At 45.5% G+C, this 23,948-nt stretch carries 19 protein-coding genes; 9 read left to right on the top strand and 10 right to left on the bottom strand.

All coding sequences use genetic code 11. The features are described 5' to 3' along the window. Positions 1–144 precede the first annotated feature (144 nt). The 3 genes from QZW82_RS32240 (at position 145) to QZW82_RS12910 (ending at position 5,320) form a co-directional block, all read left to right on the top strand. Positions 145–3,612 carry a CHAT domain-containing protein gene (locus QZW82_RS32240; RefSeq protein WP_366665014.1) on the top strand — a complete coding sequence of 1,156 codons (3,468 nt, stop codon included), beginning with the start codon at positions 145–147 and terminating at the stop codon, positions 3,610–3,612. A gap of 111 nt (positions 3,613–3,723) precedes the next feature. Continuing rightward, on the top strand, positions 3,724–4,734 hold the full coding sequence (locus tag QZW82_RS12915) for a hypothetical protein (protein ID WP_293148686.1): 1,011 nt from the start codon (positions 3,724–3,726) through the stop codon (positions 4,732–4,734). Between the two features lie 427 nt (positions 4,735–5,161). Next, a complete protein-coding gene (locus tag QZW82_RS12910; RefSeq protein WP_293148684.1) occupies positions 5,162–5,320 on the top strand; it encodes a hypothetical protein in 159 nt (52 codons plus the stop codon). A gap of 13 nt (positions 5,321–5,333) precedes the next feature. Here the strand turns inward: QZW82_RS12910 and QZW82_RS12905 are convergent, their stop codons facing one another. The 3 genes from QZW82_RS12905 to QZW82_RS12895 form a co-directional block, all read right to left on the bottom strand. After that, positions 5,334–5,900 (bottom strand): RNA-binding protein, encoded by a 567-nt coding sequence (locus tag QZW82_RS12905; protein WP_293148679.1) that lies wholly within the window; start codon positions 5,898–5,900, stop codon positions 5,334–5,336. A gap of 707 nt (positions 5,901–6,607) precedes the next feature. After that, positions 6,608–6,859, bottom strand: a complete 252-nt coding sequence (locus tag QZW82_RS12900; RefSeq protein WP_293148677.1) for a hypothetical protein — start codon at positions 6,857–6,859, stop codon at positions 6,608–6,610. Between the two features lie 99 nt (positions 6,860–6,958). Continuing rightward, a complete protein-coding gene (locus QZW82_RS12895) occupies positions 6,959–9,412 on the bottom strand; it encodes a zinc metalloprotease HtpX (RefSeq protein WP_293148675.1) in 2,454 nt (817 codons plus the stop codon). A 247-nt stretch (positions 9,413–9,659) separates the two neighbouring features. Here QZW82_RS12895 and QZW82_RS12890 point away from each other — a divergent pair, with 247 nt between their 5' ends. From QZW82_RS12890 to QZW82_RS12880, 3 genes are all read left to right on the top strand, one after another. Further along, the gene (locus QZW82_RS12890; RefSeq protein WP_293148673.1) at positions 9,660–12,740 is read left to right on the top strand and encodes a hypothetical protein; all 3,081 of its coding nucleotides are present in this window, start codon (positions 9,660–9,662) and stop codon (positions 12,738–12,740) included. A 351-nt stretch (positions 12,741–13,091) separates the two neighbouring features. Continuing rightward, complete coding sequence (locus tag QZW82_RS12885) at positions 13,092–13,373, top strand: hypothetical protein (RefSeq protein ID WP_293148671.1); 282 nt, start codon at positions 13,092–13,094, stop codon at positions 13,371–13,373. After that, entirely contained in the window at positions 13,374–13,817 is a 444-nt protein-coding gene (locus tag QZW82_RS12880; protein WP_293148669.1) for a type II toxin-antitoxin system VapC family toxin, read from the top strand. It begins immediately after the preceding gene. A 40-nt stretch (positions 13,818–13,857) separates the two neighbouring features. On the opposite strand, the gene QZW82_RS12875 is transcribed toward QZW82_RS12880, so the two are convergent. The 3 genes from QZW82_RS12875 to QZW82_RS12865 all read right to left on the bottom strand — a co-directional run bounded on the left by QZW82_RS12875 (position 13,858) and on the right by QZW82_RS12865 (position 15,256). Then, on the bottom strand, positions 13,858–14,304 hold the full coding sequence (locus tag QZW82_RS12875) for a hypothetical protein (RefSeq protein WP_293148667.1): 447 nt from the start codon (positions 14,302–14,304) through the stop codon (positions 13,858–13,860). Beyond that, positions 14,304–14,528 (bottom strand): hypothetical protein, encoded by a 225-nt coding sequence (locus QZW82_RS12870; RefSeq protein WP_293148666.1) that lies wholly within the window; start codon positions 14,526–14,528, stop codon positions 14,304–14,306. The genes QZW82_RS12875 and QZW82_RS12870 overlap by 1 nt, the downstream gene beginning before the upstream one ends. Before the next feature lie 443 nt (positions 14,529–14,971). Then, on the bottom strand, positions 14,972–15,256 hold the full coding sequence (locus QZW82_RS12865; protein ID WP_293148665.1) for a hypothetical protein: 285 nt from the start codon (positions 15,254–15,256) through the stop codon (positions 14,972–14,974). A 701-nt stretch (positions 15,257–15,957) separates the two neighbouring features. Between QZW82_RS12865 and QZW82_RS12860 the strand changes: the two genes are divergently transcribed. Continuing rightward, positions 15,958–16,602: a Uma2 family endonuclease gene (locus tag QZW82_RS12860; RefSeq protein WP_293148663.1), complete on the top strand. Its 645-nt coding sequence runs from the start codon at positions 15,958–15,960 to the stop codon at positions 16,600–16,602. Between the two features lie 190 nt (positions 16,603–16,792). Here the strand turns inward: QZW82_RS12860 and QZW82_RS12855 are convergent, their stop codons facing one another. Then, complete coding sequence (locus QZW82_RS12855; protein ID WP_293148661.1) at positions 16,793–17,443, bottom strand: alanine--tRNA ligase-related protein; 651 nt, start codon at positions 17,441–17,443, stop codon at positions 16,793–16,795. 40 nt (positions 17,444–17,483) lie between these two features. Then, the gene (locus QZW82_RS12850; protein WP_293148659.1) at positions 17,484–18,308 is read right to left on the bottom strand and encodes a 2OG-Fe(II) oxygenase; all 825 of its coding nucleotides are present in this window, start codon (positions 18,306–18,308) and stop codon (positions 17,484–17,486) included. Positions 18,309–18,760: 452 nt separating this feature from the next. Between QZW82_RS12850 and QZW82_RS12845 the strand changes: the two genes are divergently transcribed. Then, positions 18,761–21,151 (top strand): tetratricopeptide repeat protein, encoded by a 2,391-nt coding sequence (locus tag QZW82_RS12845; protein ID WP_293148657.1) that lies wholly within the window; start codon positions 18,761–18,763, stop codon positions 21,149–21,151. Between the two features lie 210 nt (positions 21,152–21,361). On the opposite strand, the gene rph is transcribed toward QZW82_RS12845, so the two are convergent. Together rph and QZW82_RS12835 are read right to left on the bottom strand one after the other, a co-directional pair. Beyond that, on the bottom strand, positions 21,362–22,078 hold the full coding sequence (rph, locus tag QZW82_RS12840; protein ID WP_293148655.1) for a ribonuclease PH: 717 nt from the start codon (positions 22,076–22,078) through the stop codon (positions 21,362–21,364). 433 nt (positions 22,079–22,511) lie between these two features. Beyond that, a complete protein-coding gene (locus tag QZW82_RS12835) occupies positions 22,512–23,063 on the bottom strand; it encodes a nucleoside monophosphate kinase (protein WP_293148737.1) in 552 nt (183 codons plus the stop codon). Positions 23,064–23,417: 354 nt separating this feature from the next. Here QZW82_RS12835 and QZW82_RS12830 point away from each other — a divergent pair, with 354 nt between their 5' ends. Continuing rightward, positions 23,418–23,945 carry a P-loop NTPase family protein gene (locus tag QZW82_RS12830; RefSeq protein ID WP_293148653.1) on the top strand — a complete coding sequence of 176 codons (528 nt, stop codon included), beginning with the start codon at positions 23,418–23,420 and terminating at the stop codon, positions 23,943–23,945. Positions 23,946–23,948: the final 3 nt, after the last annotated feature.

The following is a 23,948-nucleotide window of genomic DNA, read 5'->3' as shown; positions in this document are numbered from 1 at the left end:
ACCAAAAACAATGATATTAACTTCAATGGTACGATTTCTCTGACAGGGGATACATTGGTCAGTGTTAAAGGGACTGGTGACATTACTTTTAAGTCTACAGTTGACGGGCCGTACAATCTGACTGTCAAGCCAGAGGCTGGGATTGTGCGGTTTTTGGCTCCAGTCGGCAGCGTGACTCCTCTCAACAGTGTCAATATTCAAGATGATATTCCTGCAACTCCTGTGGCTCTGAGTGTGCGCGCCACAAATAAAATTACTGTCCAAAATATCACCTCAGCGCCGGGAATTACACTCACAAGTGATAAAGGAGAAATTCAAGCAGGTAATCTCAATTCAAGTTCGGCTAGTAATGGTGGCAATGTTACTTTAAATGCTGGTGGCAATATTACTGTCAATCAAATTGACAGTCAGAGCCTGGGTAATGGTACGGGTGGGAATATCTATGTTTGGACTGAAAAGTTTTTCCGAGCAATCAATTCTTTTTCAGATAGAAATGGGGTTGTTGCTAGCATTTCCTCTGCTGGAGGTGCTGGGGATAAAGGCGGTACAATTTTGCTGCGTCACGGCGGTAATGGACTGACGCCTTTTATTGTTGGAAATTCAACAATTAATGGAACTTTTGGTGCTATTACTCGGGGAAATAGCACGGCTGAGTCAAAAATTTCGTCGGGTAATAGCTATCTTTATACACACAAACAGGATACAGAAAAGATTGAAGTTCGATCGATACTCAATCCTCAGCCATCACCAACACCGATTCCTTCGGCAACACCGACTCCTTCGGTAACACCAACACCTGCGCCTGCGCCTGCACCTGCGCCTGCACCAACACCTGCGCCTGCGCCTGCACCTGCGCCTGCACCAACACCTGCGCCTGCGCCATCACCTGCACCTGCACCTGCACCAACACCTGCGCCTGGGCCTGCAACCACTCCAGCACCTGCACCTGCAACCACTCCAACGCCTGCAACCACTCCAGCACCTGCAACCACTCCAGCACCTGCACCTGCAAGCACTCCAGCACCTGTAAGCACTGCGTCGCCTGCACCTGCAACTACTCCGTCGCCTTTGCCAGCAATCACTCCAGCGTCAGCAACCACTCCAGTACCAGCAAATACTCCAGCACCTGCAACTACTCCAGCACTTGCAACTAATCCAGCACCTGAACCTGCAACTGCTGCGCTTGGCCCGATCGCGATTGCTACTCCGTCACCAACAACTACTGCATCCCCCGCACCTTTACTTATACCCAGACGCCAGCCACCACAGGCTTTATCCCCCGCCGCAACGCCATCTCCAACACCCGAAATTGCAACCCCAACTCCAACTCCAACACCCGAAATCGCATCCCAAACACCCGCAATCTCGATCGCAACCGCAACCCCAACTCCATCCCCAACACCCGAAATCGCGCCGATCGACCTTTCCCCCATCGAAGAACTGCTAAACACCAATTTCTTCACGCTGCCGCCCCGTACAACCCGCACACAGCCGTCACTTCCAACAATACCAAGCGCTGCCGATCGCATACCCGCCGCGCCCGCAATTCCTCCCATCGCACTCCCCAGCCCGATCGCACCTCCCAGCCCGATCGCACCTCCCAGCCCGATCGCACTCCCCAGCCCGATCGCACCTCCCAGCCCGATCGCACCTCCAAGCCCGATCGCACCAAATCCAACACCCGCACCCCTACAATCGCCTTACAATCCGCCTGTAGCAGCAATTTCACCTGTAATTGCACCCTCTTTCTCTCCCATTCCCGCACCCATTTCTCCAGTCGCAGCAGCACCCGCCCAAAGCGAAAATCCGCAACAAGATTTAGCCTTTTTAATTGGCGATTTATTAGGAGCAAAAACCAGTATCACTCTAAATCCTCAAACCGGAAGCCAAACTTTTAATTGGGCATTTAATAATCCCCAAAACAATTTCTCTCTCACACCACCGCCTATTCAAAAAACAGCAGAACTCACTTTAATAACGCCTCCAGAAAACCCGCCAGAAAACCCGCCACCGCCAAGCTCTTCTCTTTCCGAAAAACCCGACGGATGGATAATCTTAACACCTACTCCTGCGCCTACTATTGAGCCACCAGTTACTGAAATCGAGCCTAATTCCTTGGCAAACATTCCCGACGAAACTACTCCGCAGCCAACTCCAGCACCAACTCCAGCGCCAACTCCGCAGCCAACTCCAGCACCAACTCCAGCACCAACTCCAGCACCAACTCCAGCACCAATTCCAACTCCCGCACCAACTCCAGCAGCCCAAACTCCCCCACCCGCAAATATTCCCAATCTTTTCCCCTTAGAAATTAGCAGATTTAGCGTTGAACAAGCTTTAGATCGAAACAATGCGAATGAAGCTGTCCCCCTAATTGACAAACTGTTTGAACAAGACTATGAAAATTATTATGAAGAAGATTTTACCGACAAAAAAATAACGGTTGAATATTTGAGAGAAACTCTCAAAACTATTAAAGAGGAAACCGGGAAGCAAGCTGCGATCGTTTACGCGATCGTCCGTCTAGAACAATTGTGGCTAGTGTTAGTAGTTCCTGACGGCCCTCCTATTATCAGAAATATTCCTGTTCAGAGCAAAGGATTGCTAACAACAGTCACTGAGTTTCACCGCTCGTTAGCTAAACCCAATGACTCGGAAGATGCAGAATATCTAGCAAATGCTCAGCAACTTTACCAGTGGTTAATTGCGCCGATTCGTTCCGATTTAGAAGGACTAAATATCGATACGCTAGTTTTTTCCTTCGATGCTGGTTTGCGACAATTACCGATTGCAGCTTTGCACGACGGAAAGCAATTTCTAGTAGAAAAGTACAGCCTCGGCTCAATTCCTAGTGTTAGCTTGACTAATACCAGTTATCAAAGTTTGAAAAACGCTCAAGTTTTAGCAATGGGCGCTTCCTTATTTCCCCATACTAATAAACCTAAGTTGCGTGCGGTGCCGATCGAATTATCTGCGATCGCCGGTACCGCAAGCAACACCCAAAATGCTGGTGAATTACCGCTGTGGCGCGGCCGCTCTTTTCTCAATCAAGATTTTACCGTGGAAAATCTCACGAAACAGCGACAGCAACAGCAACAGCCTTTTGACATTGTTCACCTAGCTACTCACGCTAGCTTTCCGCTCAATCAAAACGGACGCAAGGAGGCTGAGATTGACTTGTGGAAGCGCTCTTTGGCTCTGGATCAATTTCGGTTGGCGAAGTGGTACGATCGCAGGCAAGTACAGTTATTGGTGCTGAGTGCGTGCGAAACTGCGATCGGCAATAGTGAGGCAGAAATGGGTTTTGCTGGACTGGCAGTCCGCAGCGGTGTAAAATCAGCTTTGGCGAGTTTGTGGAAAGTTAATGATTTCGCGACTTTGGGGCTGATGACTGAGTTTTATGCTAATTTGCGATCGGCTCCCATTAAGGCTGAAGCCCTCAGACAAGCTCAACTAACGATGATTCGCCAACAGGTCGCGATTAAAGATGGTAAGTTGGTGGGGAGTCAAAAAAGGGCGATCGATCTTACTCGGGCCGGACAAGTACCAAATTCAGATTTATCTCATCCCAAATTTTGGGCCGGATTTACACTAATTGGCAGTCCTTGGTAATCAGCTAGCGCGCATCTAATTTTAATACCAAATTGTCAAAAAATCTTGTTTGCAAAAATGAGATGCTCGCTAGCATAACGTAAAACTAAACTCTTTAGCCAAGCAAAAACTATGAGCAACTTTACTAAAATATTCAAGTCAAAAGATAAATCCTCAATCACCTTGGGTTTAGAGGAATCCGTCGCGGCGATCGCACTTGTCGCTGCGGAGGCTAATTCCCCTGATGCCGATGCAGATCTCTTAGAAAGCATACTTTGGGATTCAGAAATATTTGCTGAATTCTCGGAAGATGATATGTCAGAAATGTTGCAATATTTGGCAAATATCATCGCGGAAGATGGTTTGGGAGGATTATTTAATACGGCTTGTGAATCGCTGCCAGATGAGTTGGTGTTAGATACTTTTGCCATCACCGTAGCAATGTTTGTCGCAGACAATGAAGTATCAAAAAAACACCGGGATTTTCTCAAGGAATTTCAAGGAGTATTAGGTGTAGACGATGAGGAAGCCAAGCAAATTATCGAGGATGTAATTGACGCATACTCGCAAATAGAAATCGAAGAGTCTGATTTCGAGGTCGAGGAGCCGTTGTACCTATCTGCTAAAGGCAATTTTACGGTTTCGATTCCTGTTGACAAGGAACGAGGCGGTAGAATAGAGGATGGAGATGGCTATGTTGCATTTTCTGATGACTTTGGTGTTTTGCTGAAAATTGATTATTTCCAGATTGCTAGCGATATCGAAGAATTCATCGAGTCAGCGGGCGAACTAGCATATCTCAGACCGTTTCTCAACAATTTTATTGAGCAGACAATTCTTGATAAATTTGCCAACTCTGATTTACTCTATACCGAATATTTAGAAGATGAGCAAGCTTATTTTGCAGTAGTCGATTTGCCTGGAGGCGCAACTCTTAGCGTGCAAAATAATGATGACCAAGTTACTGCGCTGGATGCTTACCGGGGATTTATGGCTTTTATCGTTGACGATTTTTGCTACACGGTAAGTTGTCAGCGAGTTTATCAGGACAAGGATGAATTGGGTTCTCTTGAGTCGGAGGTTGAGGGCATTATGAACAATATTTTTGATTTCATTGAGACGATCGAATTCTCTGAAGTTTAATAAACTTGACTTATCGTGGATTGAGGGAAAGTTAAAGTATTGAACAATTAATCCCTCATATCAAATCCGATTGATTACCATCACAAAAACCGTTTGTAGTGCGGACTTCAGTCCGCTTTATGCTGCGGACTGAAGTCCGCACTACAAACCTTACTTATTGGGGTCAGTCGCTCGGACATGATATCATATCAAATCCGATTCCATTGCTATTCATCTCTATCTTCTCTCTCTGTGCCCTCTGCGCCCTCTGCGGTTAAATCATTCCGATACAACCGGAAACGATATCAATCCCTCAATCTCAAATTGCAAAAGGTGCGTCGCCAGGAGATTTTTCATTGAATGCTTGAGATTTACCCAGGCGACACACCCTACAAATACTCGCGATTATCGATCGCAAAAGGTGCGTCGCTATCAGATTTTTCATTGAATGCTTGAGATTTACCCAGGCGACACACCCTACAAATACTCAATCTCAAGGGGTTTTGGCAATAAAATAGTGCGATCGAGAATTCGGCTTTTTGACCAATTCTCGATCGCACTTCCAACTCAAATCACTCAACCGCAGTCGAGAGATAGCAGCAATTAGCCGCCCTTTGCGACTAATTAGTAGTCTGAGCTTCCACCAATCTTTGCTTGAGTTCTTCCAAAGCGCTCGCCCAGCGCGGATCTGGCTGCACCGAACCGGAATCAGCACTCGAAACCGTTGTTGTTGACTGATTGCGGCGAGACTTGTTGTTGTCACCCCGACGGCGATTGCTTTTGCTAGAACCGCCACCTCCACCTTGGGTAGGAGGAGCCGAGCGCTGCTGTTGCTGAGGTGCAGGGATTGGTTGCGACGGCGACGATGATGCCAACTGCGGGGCAGCAGGCGATGATGACTGTTGCTGATCGTCTTCGCCCTTCTCAGATTTACCCTTAGAGCGAGGCAATGCCTTCTCTATTTTCAGGGGGTTTTCTTTGAACATCAAGCCGTTGTATTTCTCAATAACTTGATCTGCTTGTTCGTCGGTTAGCACCGTCACAAAACCAAATCCCCTGCATTTACCAGTTTTGCGGTCTGTAATTACCTTTGTGGTAACAGATTCGCCTTCTGGTGCAAAAACTTCTTGCAGTTCTAGGCGATCGAGTTCCTTCGGTAGATTACCAACATAAAGACGAATAGACATGAAAAATTCCTCCAGATTGGGATTTTAATTAGTTTGCTCGAACGAAATTACCTGAAGTCAAATCAATATTGACCGCAGGGAAACACCGCATAACCACAGAATTTGCACATTCCTCCCACCAACCTTGACAGCTCCCCCCACCTTTTAGAACAAAAAGATGATTTACTCTGATCGTGCCGGAACTGAACCGCCAATGCAGAGAGCTTTTAAATCTCAGGTTGTTGTGTAAACTTTTAGTCATCACTCAAATGTTTAGGCTATTGGCTGTTCTGTATTACTTGCTTTCGGTTTTGATTCAGAATGTTTATAGCCAGCGCCGTGTAGAAATTTATGTCCAAGGATGTCAATTGCGAGCGATCGGAATGCCAGTATTCAGTCTAATACAGTGAGGGAGAAAATCGCTAACATTTTTTCAGCCAGTAATCTTACCTCACTTCTAATCTCGCTCCTAATGTTGAGGACTACTCACTTACCCGGTATCCCTCAAATTGGGCCCGGCAGCGTCCGACCATTCTTTAAAGGTATCACAGCCTTGGTAACAGAGCTAGTTATTCAGGAATATTTCATGCTGTATTAAACGAAAACCGTATCTGAATCACTTTTCTGAATTTATCCCCCAGAGCTAAATAGGCTGTCGAAAAAAAACAGCCGACAGGCGGCTGGCTGAACTTGCTGTGTTGGGAGGTTGACAATTTTTACGCAATGCCTTAGCGATTGTAGCCAACTGAAGTTATTGCGCTATTTGGTTCAATCCGATTCATGTAAATAAATGTAACAGAGTGTTGGCAAAAAAGCAACATTTCTTTACGAAGGGTAGATCGGTTGACAGTTGACAGTTGTCCGTTGTCCGGCTGGGGGTTGTCCGTCACATTCCATAAAGGTACGTTGTTGCGCTTCAGCGCTCTTTCATATATCAGAAGAGCGCCCAAGCGCAACAACATACCCGATCGATCGCCCATGGGCTATTTAACTCAACACCCATCTCTAAAGGTACGTAGTTGCGCTTTAGCGCTCTTTCATATAGACAAGAGCGCTGAAGCGCAACAACGTACCTTGTCTCATCTTCCGCCTTGGGTAATGATGTACGCGCCCCAAATCGCAGCAGCAAAGGCCAAAATCGCAGACCAAATCGGATGTCCGCTATCACTAACGGGCCCTTCTTGACTGCGGAGAGTTTCCAGGTCGATCGCCACAGTAGCACCCCGACGCAGCCAACCAGTCGCCACAACCGGTTTTCCGATCAAATCGCTGGGGCGAGTCGTCTGTTTGAGCAAAAATGGGTATAAAGAGCCGATCGGGCCAATCGTCGAAACATAGTGCAACCTCACCAAACCCGTCGCCGTTTGCAAAATCAAATCCTGTCCCAGCCAATTGTCAATACCAGTCCTACCCAAAAGTTGCCCGGAAAGCTGCACTGGTTGAGCATCTACGGGCAGAGTTGCGGGATTTGACAAAATTTCGGGTAAACTTGGCGAAGCGGTTTTTCGTGGAATAATGTCGGGGAAAAAATGATTGATCCGCAGCAAAGTACCGAGACAAAATCCGATCGGCAAACAGCCCCAAAGAATGGATCTATCGCCCAAAAGCCAATCGAATTGCCAAATACTCGTTTTGGAAAAAATCCAGCTAATCAACCACAGCACTCCGACGATAGCCAAACTCATCGGAATCCCAAAAAACGGCGCACCCTGTAAAAATAGTTTTGAGTCTTTAAATTCGAGTATGGATTTAAACAGAGATAATTTTCCTGTTTTGGGTTTTTCCGGCGACAGACTCGCCAAATCTAACTCAGTTTCCAGTTTCCAGAATTGAGCGTAGAGTTCCAACAGCTTGAAACGCTCTCCCATCAAAGGATGCGTGTTATTAACGGTCAAAAAAGTGCGATCGGGATTGGTGACATCCCACAGCAAAATCTGTTTTAGGGGCGCGCGCAATGCAGCACCACCAAAGGTTACAGCTTGTGTGACGCCGACGGGTAACAACAAATCGAAACTTTCGAGGAAAAAGCTAGTTTGTTTTTGTTGTTCGATATTTGCAGCAATGCCGATCGCAATTTTAGTCAGTGCTCGCGTCAAACCGTTGGGATTGCCGGTAATTTCTGCGGAAGTGCGATCGCTAAAATATACTCTGCGACGGGACAACCAAAACATCGGCCAACGCAGTAACTTATAAATTCCGTAACTAATGGCAGAAATTGCAGCGGTGACAACTCTGACAGTACGACGAAAAAAGTCGATCGTCATTAAATCGCACAACCGCTCGCCCCAGTATGCAGTCTGCCAATATATAAGGTAAGGAATCTGAAGCACCAACACCGCCAGCGACATCGGCGCAAAATCCCAGTGAGAAATATGCGCCAACTCCCGCGCCAAAATAGCGGCAATTTCCTCATCCGTCAATTGATCTAACAGCCCTTGACTGACAGCAATCCGAGCAAAACGGGGCAAACAGCCGTAACTGAAAGCCACAGGAACATTTAGCGGCAAAAGTTTCAGCACAGGAGTTGGCATATTTTGCTTAGTGCAAAAACTGCGGAGTACCCGAGAAGCTTCTTTGCTGTGCTTCGATAAAACCGAGCCGCGCAGGTTTTCGATACCGCAAAAAAGTTTTAGCAGCGCATCTATCAGCCAGGGAGAAGACGCCAAAAGCAATCCGAAAACAAACTGGAGGAAGGGTGTTGTATCTCGGTAAAAAAGCTGAATTGGCTGAAAAATTGGCAATCTAGTAAATATGTAAAGCTGAACTAATAGAGCATTGGTGTTTGTCAGCAAGAATTGTAAGACTAATCGGGCCAGGAAAAATAGGGCGATCGCACTTGCAACAGCTTCCACTCGAAAATTGAGCAACTTTAGCGGTTTGAGGGGGCGCGGATTTTTGGTGCGCCCGGGTTCGCGCCAAGTAAGTTCGTAGGTATCCGGGCTGATAAATCCGGGGATATCTGTTGGGGAACCGGAACTGTTTTCGCCGCTAGTTTCTGTATCAATTTCTGTTTCTGTAGGGGCGGTGGATGGTGCGTGCCCGCCCTCTCTCGACGGTTTGGGGGGTGGAGGTGGCGGTGAAATATGTGTCGATTTGGTATTTGCTGGCGCGGCAGTCGGCTCTAAGGGTGAAAATCCGGTTTTTTTGTCTGTCGTTTTCTTAGCCGATTCTGTTGGTGAATCAAAGGCAACAAAGCCAGTTTCTGGTGTAGTTTCCGGCGGTTTTGGGGGAGTTAATTCTTTGGTTAATTCGGTTAAAGTGCGATCGGCCCAGGTTTTGATTTGGGTGTTGGGGATTTTGGTGAGAGACGTGCAAAGGGCGATCGCGCTTTTGAGATTACCCGTTGCTTTGTACGCCGCCACCAATCCCATTTGGGCGCGGATTCCGGGCGGTTGATTTGCTGCGGTTTGGCTGACGGATTCCAAAAGGGCGATCGCGCTTTGGTAATCTTTTTGTTTCAAAGCAGCTAACCCAGCCTCTAGAGACTGTTTCAGAGATGAATCCGCCGAATTTTGATTGTTTGGAGATGCCATAACTGTGATTGCGCTTGCGTCTTGTCTAGGATAGCTTGGGCGATCGATAGATTACGGTTTTAACACAGATCTATTTCGCTGTCATTAGTTCTTGCAGTTAATTCGGCGATTTCAACCGCTCATTTAAATCGGTGATTCACTCATAATTCTCTTTAGTCCGCGGAGGCGGACTTTGTTCGTGTAGACGCGGTTTCAACCGCCGGGTGAACCGAGTGATATAATAAAATCACACCACACCCGAACAAATATGCCGATCGACGACGAAGACTTTGAAAGTGAATATATTAGTGACGATCGCAAACTGCAACTCTTCACAGACAGACACGAATTTACCCAACGATTTGCCTCTTATTTAAACGATGACCCCTCTCCCGCAAAAATTTTGTACTTTTTCGGGGATGGAGGCAACGGCAAGTCATTGCTGCTAAAACACTTGGAATATCACTGCTGCAAAAGATTTTCGCCGCAGGTTTGGCAACAATGGCGCGCACTCCCAGAATCAAGGGCGGCCGAAGTTGCTAATTTTGTCCGCCATGCCGCACCTAAAACCTACACTCCCATCCCCGCAGTCAGACACGATTTCGGATTGATACCGATTAAGGAAGATAAACCGCAAGATAGATTTTACGGCTTACTGATGTTGCGGCGAAATGTCGCAGCAGCCACCAAGAAATATAAATTTAAATTTCCCAATTATGATTTTGCTTGCTTTTGGTATTTGCTGAACAAAGGCGAGTCTGACGCAACTCTCAGCCAACTTTTCCCCGATGATGTCATTCAATTGGTGACACCTGCCATTGAAACTATCGCGGAATTTCCGGTGGTGGCGCAAGGTGTAGCCGTGATTAAAGGTATACTTAAATTGAGCGGCATTAAGGGAGCGATGAAATTAATTCAAACTCGCTTGGGTGTCAGCGACGAAAAAGCAGATGAAATTCGCCGCAAAGATATTGATACTGAATTAATCGACTGTTTGCCGAAATTGTTTGCCGCGGATTTGAATGCGGCAATGGTTGGGAAACACAAACCAGAACGCCTCGTGATGCTGTTTGACACTCACGAGAAAATGTGGGATGAAAAACGCAATTCTCAAGGCGCAACTTTTTGGTATCAAGATGAGTGGTTTCGGCGGTTATTGAGGGCATTGGATTACAAATTGGGAATTGTGGTTGCTGTGGCGGGGCGTGATTGTCCAGTCACCCAACTGCGGTGGCCCAATGCGTCGAAGTCTGAAATCCCCGAACATTTGATAGATGCACAATTGGTTTGGCATTTGTCTTCCGCCGATGCTAGGGATTACTTGCATAAAGTGGAGATTGATAAGGCTGATTTGGCTGATGCTGTGATTAAATATGCCAGCGTCAATCCTGATGAGAGTTGGGAGAATTTGCAGGTACATCCGTTTTATTTGGGTTTGTGCGCGGATGTGGTGCTGGCAGAAAGAAGGCGGGGAATTGAGTTGCTGGCGTCGGATTTTGCGCGGATTCCGAAGTTGGAAAATAAGACTGCGGAGTTAATAGATCTCTTGCTCAAATATGTCGATAGGGAAGTTCGCTTTGCGGTGCATTCGCTGAGTGCTTGTCGCGCTTTTGATGAGGATTTGTACATGAAATTGGGAGCGCGTTGTCACTTCCTGGTAAGTAGTGCAAATTTTGAGGTTTTGACAAGTTTTTCCTTTGTGTGGAAATCGGAAAAGCGGGGTGATAATTGGTATCGGATTCATGATTTATTGCGGCGCTTGGATGCCGATCGGGATAACCAGAAAACTCGCAGAGCTCATGAAGTTTTAGAGGGGTATTACCGGGAATTGGGGGATGTAGCTGAGGCAATTTATCATGCTAATCGCTTGGATTGGCAGCGGGGTGTAGATGAATGGGTAGAGGTGTTTGAGGAAGCGTTAGAAAAAAGTCGTTACGGGGAATGCGAGTCGCTGCTGGGAGTTAGAAGTGAGTTGTGGATTAAAAGTTATTTTCGGCTTGGCAGAATTTCAGAATCGGAGGGAGATTACTATGCTCAGTTGGCTCGATACGCAGAGGCAAAACAGGAATATTTAGAGGCTGTTGCAGCTTACGAACACAAACTCATCCTAACTCCGGATGATGAAGCTACGCTCAACAACAAAGGGATTGCGCTGCGATGTCTGGGTGATTTGCAATCATGGCTAAGTGAATTTGAGGCGGCAAAACAGTCTTACTGTGAGGCGATCGCTGCCTTTAATTCTGCTTTAGTTATTGCACCGGATGATCTCGCTGCTCTCAACAGCAAAGGGATTGCGCTGCGATGTCTGGGTGATTTGCAAGCAGGGCTAAGTGAATTTGAGGCGGCAAAACAGTCTTACTCAGAGGCGCTCGCTGCCTTGAATTCTGTTTTAGTTATTGCTCCGGATTCTATCGCTACTCTCAACAACAAAGGGAATGCACTGCAAACACTGGGTAATTTGCAAGCCGGGCTAAGTGAATTTGAGGCGGCAAAACAGTCTTACTGTGAGGCGATCGCAGCCTTTAATTCTGCTTTACTTATTGCACCGAATGATATCGCTGCTCTCAACAACAAAGGGAATGCGCTGCGATGTCTGGGTGATTTGCAAGTAGGGCTAAGTGAATTTGAGGCGGCAAAACAGTCTTACTCTGATGCGATCGCAGCCTGTAATTCTGCTTTACTTATTGCACCGGATTCTATCAGTCCTCTCAACAACAAAGGGAATGCGCTGCTAAGGCTGGGTGGTTTGCAAGCCGGGCTAAGTGAATTTGAGGCGGCAAAACAGTCTTACTCAGAGGCGATCGCAGCCTTGAATTCTGCTTTACTTATTGCACCGGATTATATCGCTACTCTCAACAACAAAGGGAATGCACTGCAAACACTGGGTAATTTGCAAGCCGGGCTAAGTGAATTTGAGGCGGCAAAACAGTCTTACTCAGAGGCGATCGCAGCCTTGAATTCTGCTTTACTTATTGCACCGGATTCTATCAGTCCTCTCACCAACAAAGGGAATGCGCTGCTAGGACTGGGTGATTTGCAAGCAGGGCTAAGTGAATTTGAGGCGGCAAAACAGTCTTACTGTGAGGCGATCGCAGCCTTGAATTCTGCTTTACTTATTGCACCGGATTCTATCAGTCCTCTCACCAACAAAGGGAATGCGCTGCTAGGACTGGGTGTGTTACAGGCAAAATTATCTGAGGAACAGGAAGCACTCAAGAATTGGCAAGAGGCGCTGGAAATGTTTAATCAATCTTTAGCTATTGCTCCTAATAGAGCTTCGATTCGCAATAGACGCGATTCGCTGCAAGAATATCTCGATAATTTGCGTGAGGATACTGTCAGCAGTTAGCTCGATACGAAGTAGTAAAGACGCGGCATTCAGGAGGAGGATGTGTCCAGTTAACTTACACCAAAAGTTCACAGGATTTACGCACTCCGACAAAGAAACCGGGTTTTTGGCCGCATCTACGCATCACAACCAAGAATTCTCAAAAAAACCCGGTTTCTGGCCCCCGCGCGTCAGCCTTCAAAAAAACCGGGTTTTTGGCCACATCTACGCATCACAACCAAGAATTCTCGAAAAAACCCGGTTTCTGGCCCCCGCGCGTCAGTCCTATGAGAGTTATAATATGATAATCAATTTAAAAAGTGCGATCGACCTTGCCATCATCAGCCCAAAAACTTGCACTCAAGGATAATTATGCTGCACAATCTTCAGCAATCTCACCAACAAGACATACAGACTATTACTCAAGTTTTGGTAAAAATTACCAGCCGTACACCGGCTCAGATTAAACCATTACTAGATGCGATGCTCAAACGGCTAATAGAACCTCAACAACGTCCATTTTATGAAACAGCTACCCGAACAGAATGGTCAATAGCATTTCAGGAATGGGTTGACAGTCATCGCACCCTAAATCTTCCCACTCTTTCAGATGAAGCTATTAGCAGAGAGAGCATTTATGGAGACAGAGGTTAAATGCCATTTCTCGTAGATACAAACATACTGCTTCGTAGCATCGATCCAGCACACCCAATGAATCCTGATGCTGTCAATGCCGTGATTACTTTGCGCGATCGCGGGGAACAACTTTATATCGTACCCCAAAATTTGATCGAGTTTTGGAACGTCTGCACACGCCCAATCCAGAGAAATGGATTAGGACGTACTGCAACAGAAGCAGAGACAGAAATTAATCGTTTAAAACAGCTTTTTCCTTTGTTGTTGGATACCGAAGCCATTTATCAAGAATGGGAGCGACTGGTGATAACATATAAGGTTATGGGTGTCAACGTTCATGATGCGCGGCTAGTTGCTGCTATGCTCGTTCATGGTTTAACCCATATCCTAACTTTTAACATTGCTGATTTCGCTCGTTATTCAGAAATTACGGCTGTTAATCCCCCAACTGTAAAGCCTTGATTAATTCTGGGAAAAGCGAGAATTATTAAGGACTTGACGCTTAAGTTGACGACGGATAATTCTTGCTCTTTTCCGATTTCAAGTATTGCTTGTAAGCCACCTCATCGCCATCAAAAGAATCGATCGATACCTGTCGTTTCGGCATCGATTTCAGAGGAGCATCGATCGGGCTATACCGACAATAACACATCACAATTACATCATAATCGCTCATCGGAGTTGGAATATCAGGCGTGTATGTTTGTACCCGCACAACTTCCCAATCACTCACCCGATAATGAGTATTGTGTGCGTGCTCGTTTGGATCGTGTTCTGACTCCACCCGCACAAATTCTACAGGGCGATATCCCGGTTCAGGAATCGGTTCCTGAGAAGAATCCCAGTTTTCTGCAATTATAAAAGTTAGAGCTTGGCTGTGTTGGAGTTTTCTCTGTCTCCAACCTTCATCTTCACCTGACTCAGCTTGAAAAACAATGTATTTTTGCATTACTCTTCCTCCTTTTCTTCGAGATAGTTGGGAAATTCTGTTTTCCCTTTGAACACACAATCAACTTCAAAAATGTACTTATTTTCGATTTCCTCAATGTCGATCAGTTTCCAGCCATACTTCTTTTGCATATCCCGGCATTTCTGCGGGCTGGTGGCGCTGTGTCGCGAGATATCCCTATCTGAATCGTAGCGTAGCCACCTATTTGGATCGTTATTTGTCATTATTGATATAGCTCCTGTGTTGGCTCTACAACATTGGAGAAGTCGTCTTGACCCGGTGTTTGCCGCACTGCGTCAAGGCGCATCTTTAGAGTTGATTTATTTTATCATAATACCGATTGTGCTTTAATACCCTCTTTATTCCAAGGCTTTCACTGACGCACTCCGACAAAGAAACCGGGTTTTTGGCTGCATCTACGCATCACAACCAAGTATTATCGAAAAAACCCGGTTTCTGACCCCGCGAATAAGCTTAAATTATTGCTCTTTTCCGATTCCAGGTATTGCTTGTAAGCCACATCATCGCCGCCAAAAGAATCGATCGACATTTCTCATTTCATCATCGGTTTGAGAAGAGGAGCGATCGCACATGGGTTCCCAGGCTCAGCCTGGGAACCAGTTAAGATATCATTCGTAGGGCTGTGACGATCGCGAAACCTCCCAGCTTACCTTCCCGGCGGCGTACAATCAGATCGCACTTTACGACGAATCAGCACGCTCATCACGTGCCCGGGAGTTGCCGCACGCTGTACGGGACTCCAATCACCAACTTCGGCAAATCCCAATCGGTACAAAGTGAGAATCGTTTCCCGGACACCCTGGGGCGAACCCACAACCGTTACCAGCAGCACATCCTGTTCCGATACCGCTGCTGAATCCGAATTTGGACAATCCTCTTCGAGGGCTTCGCTAACGGATGAGTTTTCGTCGGGCACGAATTCCTGTGACATATTATTTTTCTCCTGACTTTGGGTTTTCTAAGGAAACCCAAAAATCCAGCCGCCCCGCATTTTAACGCATAGCAGGGCGGCCACAGAGAGTGTTAAGATACTCCGTTAGCCTCCACACTGCTTGTATCAGTTTGGCGGTTATGCTGTCCTTGGCTGTTAGCGCAGCTTTGGGCAGTGCAACTAGATTTTCGGGCGACGCGGGTTGCCTCCTGTGCAAGCAAAGCAACCTATCAATTCACAGCGTAGCCGCATAGGGGGCCAGCCGTCAACCGATTTTAGATTTTATATTTTGAATTTTAGATTTTGGATTTACTCGTTACCAGAGTCAGCGGCTGGAAACCAGTAAGTTGGGTCGAAATGCTAAATCAAAAGACGAGACGGCGGTTGAAACCAGGTTTACACTAACGATGTCCGTCTCTGGGGACTAATAAAATTGTATTTGGCGGTATGAATTGGCGATCGTAAAGTCGGTTTTTACAATAGCTCAAAAAGGGCGATCGCATTTCATGGAAGTGGAAAAAGTGCGATCTACAATTAAGCTGAGTTTTGCTAAAATGTAATCAGACTGACGTATCAAAATCCAAGAAACCGGGTTTTTTGTAGTTTTTGCAAGCTCTGACGAAGTATATCGCAAAAACCCGGTTTCTGACCGCCCGTATGTCGAGGACTAAATAAATAAGCTAAAAAGCAAGCAGGTAGCCATGACAGCCACCCTAATTGAAAGTCAAACTTCGGGAGTTTTGCTGAAAAACATTAGCTGGCAGACTTACGAATCTCTGGTAAACGAACTAGCAGAACAAGCGGGAATTCGCTTGAATTACGATCGAGGTACTTTAGAAATCATGACTCCCTTAGACTCGCATGAAGGTAACAAAAAAATTTTAGGACGTTTTGTAGAAACAGTAACCGAAGAATTGAATGTAGAAATTCGCAGCCTGGGTTCGAGAACTTGCAAGCGCGAAGATTTGCTCAAAGGTTTAGAACCGGATCAGTGTTACTATATCGAAAATGAGCGAGTTGTCCGAGATGTAGAGCAAATTGACTTAAATGAATATCCGCCGCCTGATTTAGTAATCGAGATTGACATCACTAGCAGTTCTATTAACCGCATGGAATTGTATGCGAGTTTGGGCGTATCCGAGGTTTGGCGTTATGACGGTTCGCGTTTGATATTCTATCAGTTAGAAGGTCAGGAATATGTAGAACGGGAAGTTTCTCCTCACTTTCCTTTTTTGTCGCCAACTGAGATTATGGGATTTGTGGAAACACAAAAAAATGTGGGGGAAACGTCGATGATTCGAGGGTTTAGGCGGTGGGTGAGGAGTCGGATTCAGTCTGGGGAATGAAGGAGGGCGATCGCTCAATAGTTCAACAGCAGAATTGTAAATTAGTAAAACCTATAAACAGTTTATCGGCGATCGCTCTTTTTTGAACCAATCTATTGCACAGGCGGGACGCCCGTGCCACGATGGAGGCGGATGGAGGAAAGGGCGATCGCGCTTGGATAGGGCTGGCAATGCCAACCCTACATTTTCTCTAATTTGCTACAGAGTAGCTAACTCTCAGCACTCCTTTCTGCGATTTAACTTTAGTCACTTCTACTTCTTTCAACGTGCCAAGAGATTTAGGATGTGTTCCACCACAAGAGACAGCAGGAAAATCTCCGATCGCAATCTTGCGACAGCCGTAAGGATCGCCCTTGACTTGTACAGGTAGATTTTCAATGATTGCCTCTGCCAGATCGGATTTCAAGCTTTCTTGAACCTTCTCAATTGGTGGTAGGGTTCCTGAAAATTCAACTCGTGATTGTCCAGGCCAATGATGCCCTGCCGTTGCTTGCAAATCGGGGAAACTTTTTTCAATTAATGCTGCAATCAAATGACCTGCAACATGGTGATTGGAATGAATCAAACGATTGTTGATATCAATTGAAATATTTACGTCCTGCCCAACTTCGAGATTTCCGAAATCTGAAACATAATGATCGACATAGTTACCAGAATGAGAGGCGTGAGTGACAAGAATATTGTCAATCAAGCCAATGTCAGATTTTTGTCCTCCTCCTTGAGCGTGAAAAATAGTTTGATCGAGGCGAATAATCGGTTGCTCACCATTAATCAATTCAACGATCTTTGCAGTTGCTTCCGAGAGTTCTGAGTCTTTTAGGTAAAGCTTAAGAGTAGTCACAATCAAAACCTCTAAATTAAAGTGTCAGAAACAGTAGTCACTAGCTCCAGTAAGACAGCGGACAATTGAAAGAACGAAAACCAATAAAGCAAGAGCTACTCAAGCGTCCGCCAACACCAACAGGCGATACAGAATGAAGATAACGGGAGTTAAACAGTATTAAATCGCCAATCTCTGGTTTAATTTCAAGCTTAGGAGGGCCAATCTTTTCAGGGTCAAATCCGTAGGCGTCTTCACGACGGCAATGTGATAAATTTTCTGGAAGCATAGAAGCATCCCATAATAACAAGCTGCCTCCTGACTCTGGCATATTGAGGTAAACGTTTGCCGCAAGCTGAATGCGAATTTCTTTGGCGCGCGGATTGAAATTGGAATCCTCTTGAATATTGTCATTGTGAGGGAAAATGTAAGACCCTTGTTTAAGAAGACGAGTCAACCCAACAAACATAGGTAGACCATCAATATTTTCGAGATGTGCTCCGGCGGGCCATACTTCGTCTAAGTTGAGTCGCAGTCGATCGATTGGTGAATAGTAAGGATCGAAAATTTCTCGAATTTCTCGAATGTTGTATCCAGCTTGGGCATAGTATTGCTGCCAATGTACTGGGTCATTGTGTGTTTCGTAATAGGAAAGACGATCGCGACCAATCTCTTCCGCACCAACAGTTGAATAGACTCCCATTCGTTCTTCACTAGACAACCGTTCTTGTACTCGTTGACAGAAAATCTCAGGATAGTAATGACGAACTCGAATAGCGAGTAATTCACCTTTTATGAGAGCTAGAATTGCCTCTGAGTTAAGCACTCTTTCTAAATTCAAAAAACCATCTTCACCTGTCTTTGTTTCTGTAGTTTGTGCCAGCATGACCAGATTCCTTTAAGAAGTGTATAGTTCGGATCAGTTAGAGCCGAAGTTTTGGAGACAAGGATCGCTGCAAGTAAGAATATTGCTCTTCACAAAAATTCTTGCTCAATTAAGTTCTACAATATCGACTTATTTTTTAATGAGCTAGTCTTTTTTGTATCAACTTTCAACAAAAATATTCATACTTTTCGATCGCCCTATTAAGACTGTGAAAACAGACAAAACTATATTCGGATACCTAAAATCTAGAATTGACAAGGCTTCTGGGTTTGTCTAGAGTTCGGGTGACTAGCTAGAAAGCGCATGAGTCTTTTTTGAACTAAAAAGTATCATTTTATGTTTCCTTCTCCTGAAACGAATCTGTAAAGACCAAACTTGTTTTACCCAAAGCCTTGTAATGGCAATGGTTTTGATGGTACACTAAAGCAACGTTAAAAAGTATCTTTTGGTCTATGGGCGACGATCGCACCGCAATGGTCAATTGGGTCAAAAAAGCTTTGTCAGCTTTTCAAAATAGTCCTTTAACTGATGCCCAGTGCAGTCTGATCGATCAGTTTTTGCAGGGTAAGACGATCCAGAATGCTGCCAAGGATAGCGGTTACAGCCAAAGCCATGCCAAACGAGTCAGCGCGGACATCAGTGAGGCGATCGCCCTGGAAATGGGAGAAGTGAAACGAATCAATAAGTCCTCCTGGCTGCCGAAGATCCGAGACTATTTGCGACAGCAGCCAGAGTCAGATTTTGTAGATGGTGAAGGGCCGATCGCACATCCCTCAATACCCAACCAGAATTTTGTGGGACGGGAAAGGGCGATCGACTACCTCAACATCCGGATCAACCAAGGCGCAAAAATCATCGTCATCCAAGCACCCGGCGGTGTGGGCAAAACAACTTTGGCACAGGAATATCTCAACTCTCAGGGTTTTGACTTAGTGCTGGAATTGCTAATGGCAAAGGAGAAAGAAAATATTACCCTGGTTGAAAGTGTGATTGAAGAATGGCTGAAGCGGGACTTTCAGGAAGAACCTGGGCGGGAGTTTGGAGTTACGCTTGGGAGACTGAAGCGCCAACTTCAGACGCGCCGAGTGGGGATATTAATTGATAATTTGGAACCCGCGCTAGATGGACAAGGCAGATTTATTGAACCCCATCGCCGCTATGTGGAATTGTTGCGAGTTTTGGCTGATTATTCGGTACAGTCAGTAACGTTAATTACCAGTCGTGAACCTTTAGCTGAAGGCGTAGGTATCATCAATTACTCGTTACCTAGCCTCGATGAACAAGCGTGGCAAGATTTTTTTAGTCGCGATATTGAGATAGATGTGACAACTCTAAAAGAAATCCACAAAGCTTATGGCGGTAATGCCTTGGCGATGACTATTTTATGCGATCCCATACAGAGAGATGGAGGGATGGTAGCCTATTGGCAAGAACATAAAGTTGAAGCTGGTTTATTGGTGGAGTTAGCTGTAGAAAACCTTGTCAAAGAGCAGTTTAATCGTCTCGCAAAAACTTATCCCGAAGCCTATCGACTCCTCTGCCGTTTGGGATGTTATCGCTATCAACAGGATGTGCCGACTGTACCCACGGAGGGCTTATTGTGCTTACTGTGGGATGTGCCAGAAGCACAGCGCAGGCGCGTGATTGATTCTTTGCGAAGTCGGTCTTTAGTAGAGGGTTTAAAAGGAGAATATTGGTTGCATCCAGTGATTCGGGCAGAGGCGATCGCACGGTTGAGAGATAGTGAAGATTTGGAGAAAGCAAATCATAAAGCTGCTGAATTTTGGAGAGATAGTGTTCTGACGGTTGAAACTATAGAAGATGCAGTGAAAGCTTTAGAATCTTACTTCCACTATATAGAAATTGCTAACTACGAATTAGCAGGTCAGGTTCTTGTAAAAAAGCGAGATAATAAATGGGTGAAAAAAGCCGCGCTTGGTCAATCTTTTTATAGATTAGGGCGATTTGAAACTCTCATTAAAATAATCGTTTTAATTATAGAGGAAATATATATCAACTTAGTAGATAAAAGTTTACTTTATACTATATTAGGTGATTTATACTGGTTGACTGGTAAGATAAATAAAGCTATTAACTGCCACGAAAAATGTTATCAAATAGTAAATAATTCTCTAAATAATAAAAATTATTGCTCGGAAGAAATCAGGCTCAAATTTAGAGAAAATAAAATAGGATCTTTATTGAATTTAGGTCTTTGTCAAATAGCTTTAGGCGAATTGGAAAAGGCAGATGATTTTCTTCAGCAGTCAATTTTATTTGCTAATTCTGAGGGCCTTATTTCGGGAACTATCAGGAGTTGTTGGTTTTCCATTGCATTTGTTAAGTCATGTTTGGGTTTAACTGAAGAAGCACGTCATTTTGCTGAAAAAAATGAAAATTCTAATTATAAGACTAATGGTATTTGTACCGAGTGGAGCAGAGGAAATAAACTATTTTTTCTTGCCCATACTTATAAAAATTTGGGTGAGTTAGAAAAATCTCGTCAACTTTTCCTTACAGTAATCTCAGATGCTGACGAGAGTGGCTATACTCAAGTTAAAGGACAAGCTTTCAGTGGCCTAGCAGAACTCTATCGCATACAGGGAGAATTTGAAACAGCCCTTTCCCATCATTCAGAGTCGATCGCACTTCTAGAGAAAATCGGCGCTAAATGCGATTTAGCGGAGGCTCATTATCAACTTGCCTTAACTCACCAAAAGATGGGTGATACCGAAAATAGTCAGACTCATTTTCAAGAGGCGATTCGACTCTTCACTGAAATGGAAGCACCGAAGCAAGTTGAGAAAGTCCGAAAGGCCATAGGTAAGAGCGATGAAGTTTAGTTTTAGATATACAAATACCCTCTTAGTCCGCGGAGGCGGACTTCGTTTGTGTAGACGCGGTTTCAACCGCCGAGTCATAAAGAAGATAAATTTGCCCAGATTTAGTATCGCGCACTCCGACCAAAGAAACCGGGTTTTTACCAAATCTTTCAACTGCGACGAAGTATTCTCAAAAAAACCCGGTTTCTGGACTCCCATGCGTAATTCCTACTAAACCAAAGCCTGCCGCTGCGCCTCCAACAACTCCTGAATCCCAGTTTCTGCCAAATCCAAAATTTGATTTAACTGACTGCGACTAAAACTTCCCTCCTCCGCAGTTCCCTGAATTTCAATAATATTCAAATCCCCATTCATCACCACATTACAATCAATTTCCGCCGCCACATCCTCAAGATAATTCAAATCTAAAAACAGCTCGCCTTCCAAAAGTCCCACAGACACGGCCGCTACTTGGCGAATCAAAGGAGACTGCCCTAAATCACCTTTTTGCACCAACTTATTCAAAGCATCAGCCACAGCCACAAACGCGCCATTAATAGAAGTCGTGCGAGTCCCCGCATCTGCCTGCAACACATCAGCATCGACAATAATCGTCCGTTCCCCCAAAAGTTGCATATCCAAGCACGATCGCAAACTCCGGCCAATCAACCGCTGAATCTCTTGAGTGCGCCCCGATAATTTCATAAATTCCCGCTCTTGCCGCTGCGGCGTAGCCCCCGGTAACATTCGGTACTCCGCCGTCAGCCAACCTTTTCCGGTATTCTCCAGAAACCTAGGCACTCCCGGCTTAATCGTAACGCTGCAAAGTACCTGAGTATCGCCGCTTTTCGCTAGCACCGAACCGCTAGCAAATTTGTTGAATTCGCGATCGAAACAAATCGGACGAAGTTGATTTGGTAGTCGGCCATCGGCACGTTTTATAGACATAAAATGGGGAATGGGGAATGGGGAATTGGGAATTGGGAATTGGTGTCAATTTAACTTCTAACCCAGTCACAGACTGCTGTTTGACGATTAGGCCCCGATCCCCCCTTAGCTTGCCCCCTACTCCCCCTTAAGAAGGGGGGGACAAGAGTGCAGTCAAAGTCCCCCTTCTTAAGGGGGATTTAGGGGGATCTAGACTCAGGTAAAAACGAAATTTATCTTAAATCCCCCCTAGCCAAGAGGGCGGGCACTCTTGGCACCGCCCCTACAAGTAGGGGACAAGAAATTACTCAAAGTCCCCCTTCTTAAGGGGGATTTAGGGGGATCCGAGACTCAGGTAAAAACGAGATTTATCAAGGCTTTCAGTCTTAACTTGACACTACTTGAGCATTGGGCATTGGGTATCGATCGACAAATAACAAATAACAGCTAACAACTAACTATTAACCATTTTAAGAATATCCTGCTGCACTTCTTCGGGAGATCGATCGCCATTGATAGTTAACAGCTTGTTCCGATGTTCGTAATACTCTAAAATCGGAATAGTGCGTTCCTCGTACAAATCGAGCCGGCGCTGCAAAATTTCCGGCTCATCGTCCGATCGATCGCGTTCGATCGATCGACTCAGCAACACCTCAGTAGGCACTTTCAACCAAACCGCCCAATCTAGCTCCTGCGCCAAATCGTCTAACAAAAAATCCAATTCCTCAGCTTGAAAAGCCGTTCGCGGATATCCCTCCAACACCCAGCCATTAAAAACATCCCACAGCAGCAGCCGACGGCCGATAAATCGAATCAAAATTTCATCGGGAACTAACTCGCCTTTTTCCACATAAGACACGGCCAACTTGCCCAAGTCTGTCTCACCTGCGATTTCCGCACGCAGAATGTCCCCAACTGCCAGCAAAGGAATGCTCAAATTGGTGCACAAATGTTGTGCTTGAGTTCCCTTTCCCGCTCCTGGCCCTCCCAGAATCACCAATCTCACAGTGCCTGCTCCTAGTGCCACGACATTCAAATTCTATGCGATCTGTACGTTTTATTGACAGTCCTGGAGCCACCAAGACTCTCATCGCCCGGGTTTTTGGATCTATAACTTCATAACTGTCGGCTTCCCTGCTATATTTCGCTAAAAAAGCAGGCTTCTGCACAAGTGCTTGCTTGAGTTCAAAATCTAATTGACGGCTCCGAATGCTACTGCCGCGAGCTTTTGACAATTTGTATATCTAGCGTTCGATCGGATCTGCGATCGGCCAAGTACACTATATATTGTTAAGCAGGCTCCAGCCACGTGCAGCTCGGAGCAGCAGTCAAGACTTAGTTACTAATTAAATATTGCCCTATGGTTGCTCAGTTACAAACCCCTAAACTCAATTTGACCCACAGCTTGCCCTACACAGTTAAAGGGCTGGTGCAAGTTTTTACAGGCCCGCACCGCTGCTTTTTTACAAATGTTATGGCTCAAGCCCTGAGAATTGCAGGACAGGGATCTCCGGTGTTGGCGGTGCAGTTCCTCAAAGGGGGAATCAATCAAGGGCATCAACATCCCGTGCGACTCGGGCAAAATTTAGATTGGGTGCGGTGCGATTTGCCCCGCTGCATTGAGAATGCCGATTTAGATGAGATCGAAACGCGATCGATCGCACAATTGTGGGAGTACGTTCAAAATGCGGTGCTCTCCGGTAGTTACGCCTTAGTTATTCTCGACGAGTTGAGTTTGGCGGTGAATTTAGGTTTGATTCGGGAGACAGAAGTGCTCGAATTGATTGACAGCAAGCCCCACGATTTGGATATTATTTTGACTGGGCCTTCGATGCCGCCAGCAATTTTGGATGTTGCCGACCAAGTTACTGAAATTCGTCGCAGTTAACGA

It is taken from the genome of Microcoleus sp. bin48.metabat.b7b8b9.023, from assembly GCF_013299185.1.
GTDB lineage: Bacteria > Cyanobacteriota > Cyanobacteriia > Cyanobacteriales > Microcoleaceae > Microcoleus.
The sequence above is the reverse complement of the archived record's forward strand: the minus strand, read 5'-3'. Positions and strand labels throughout refer to the sequence as shown.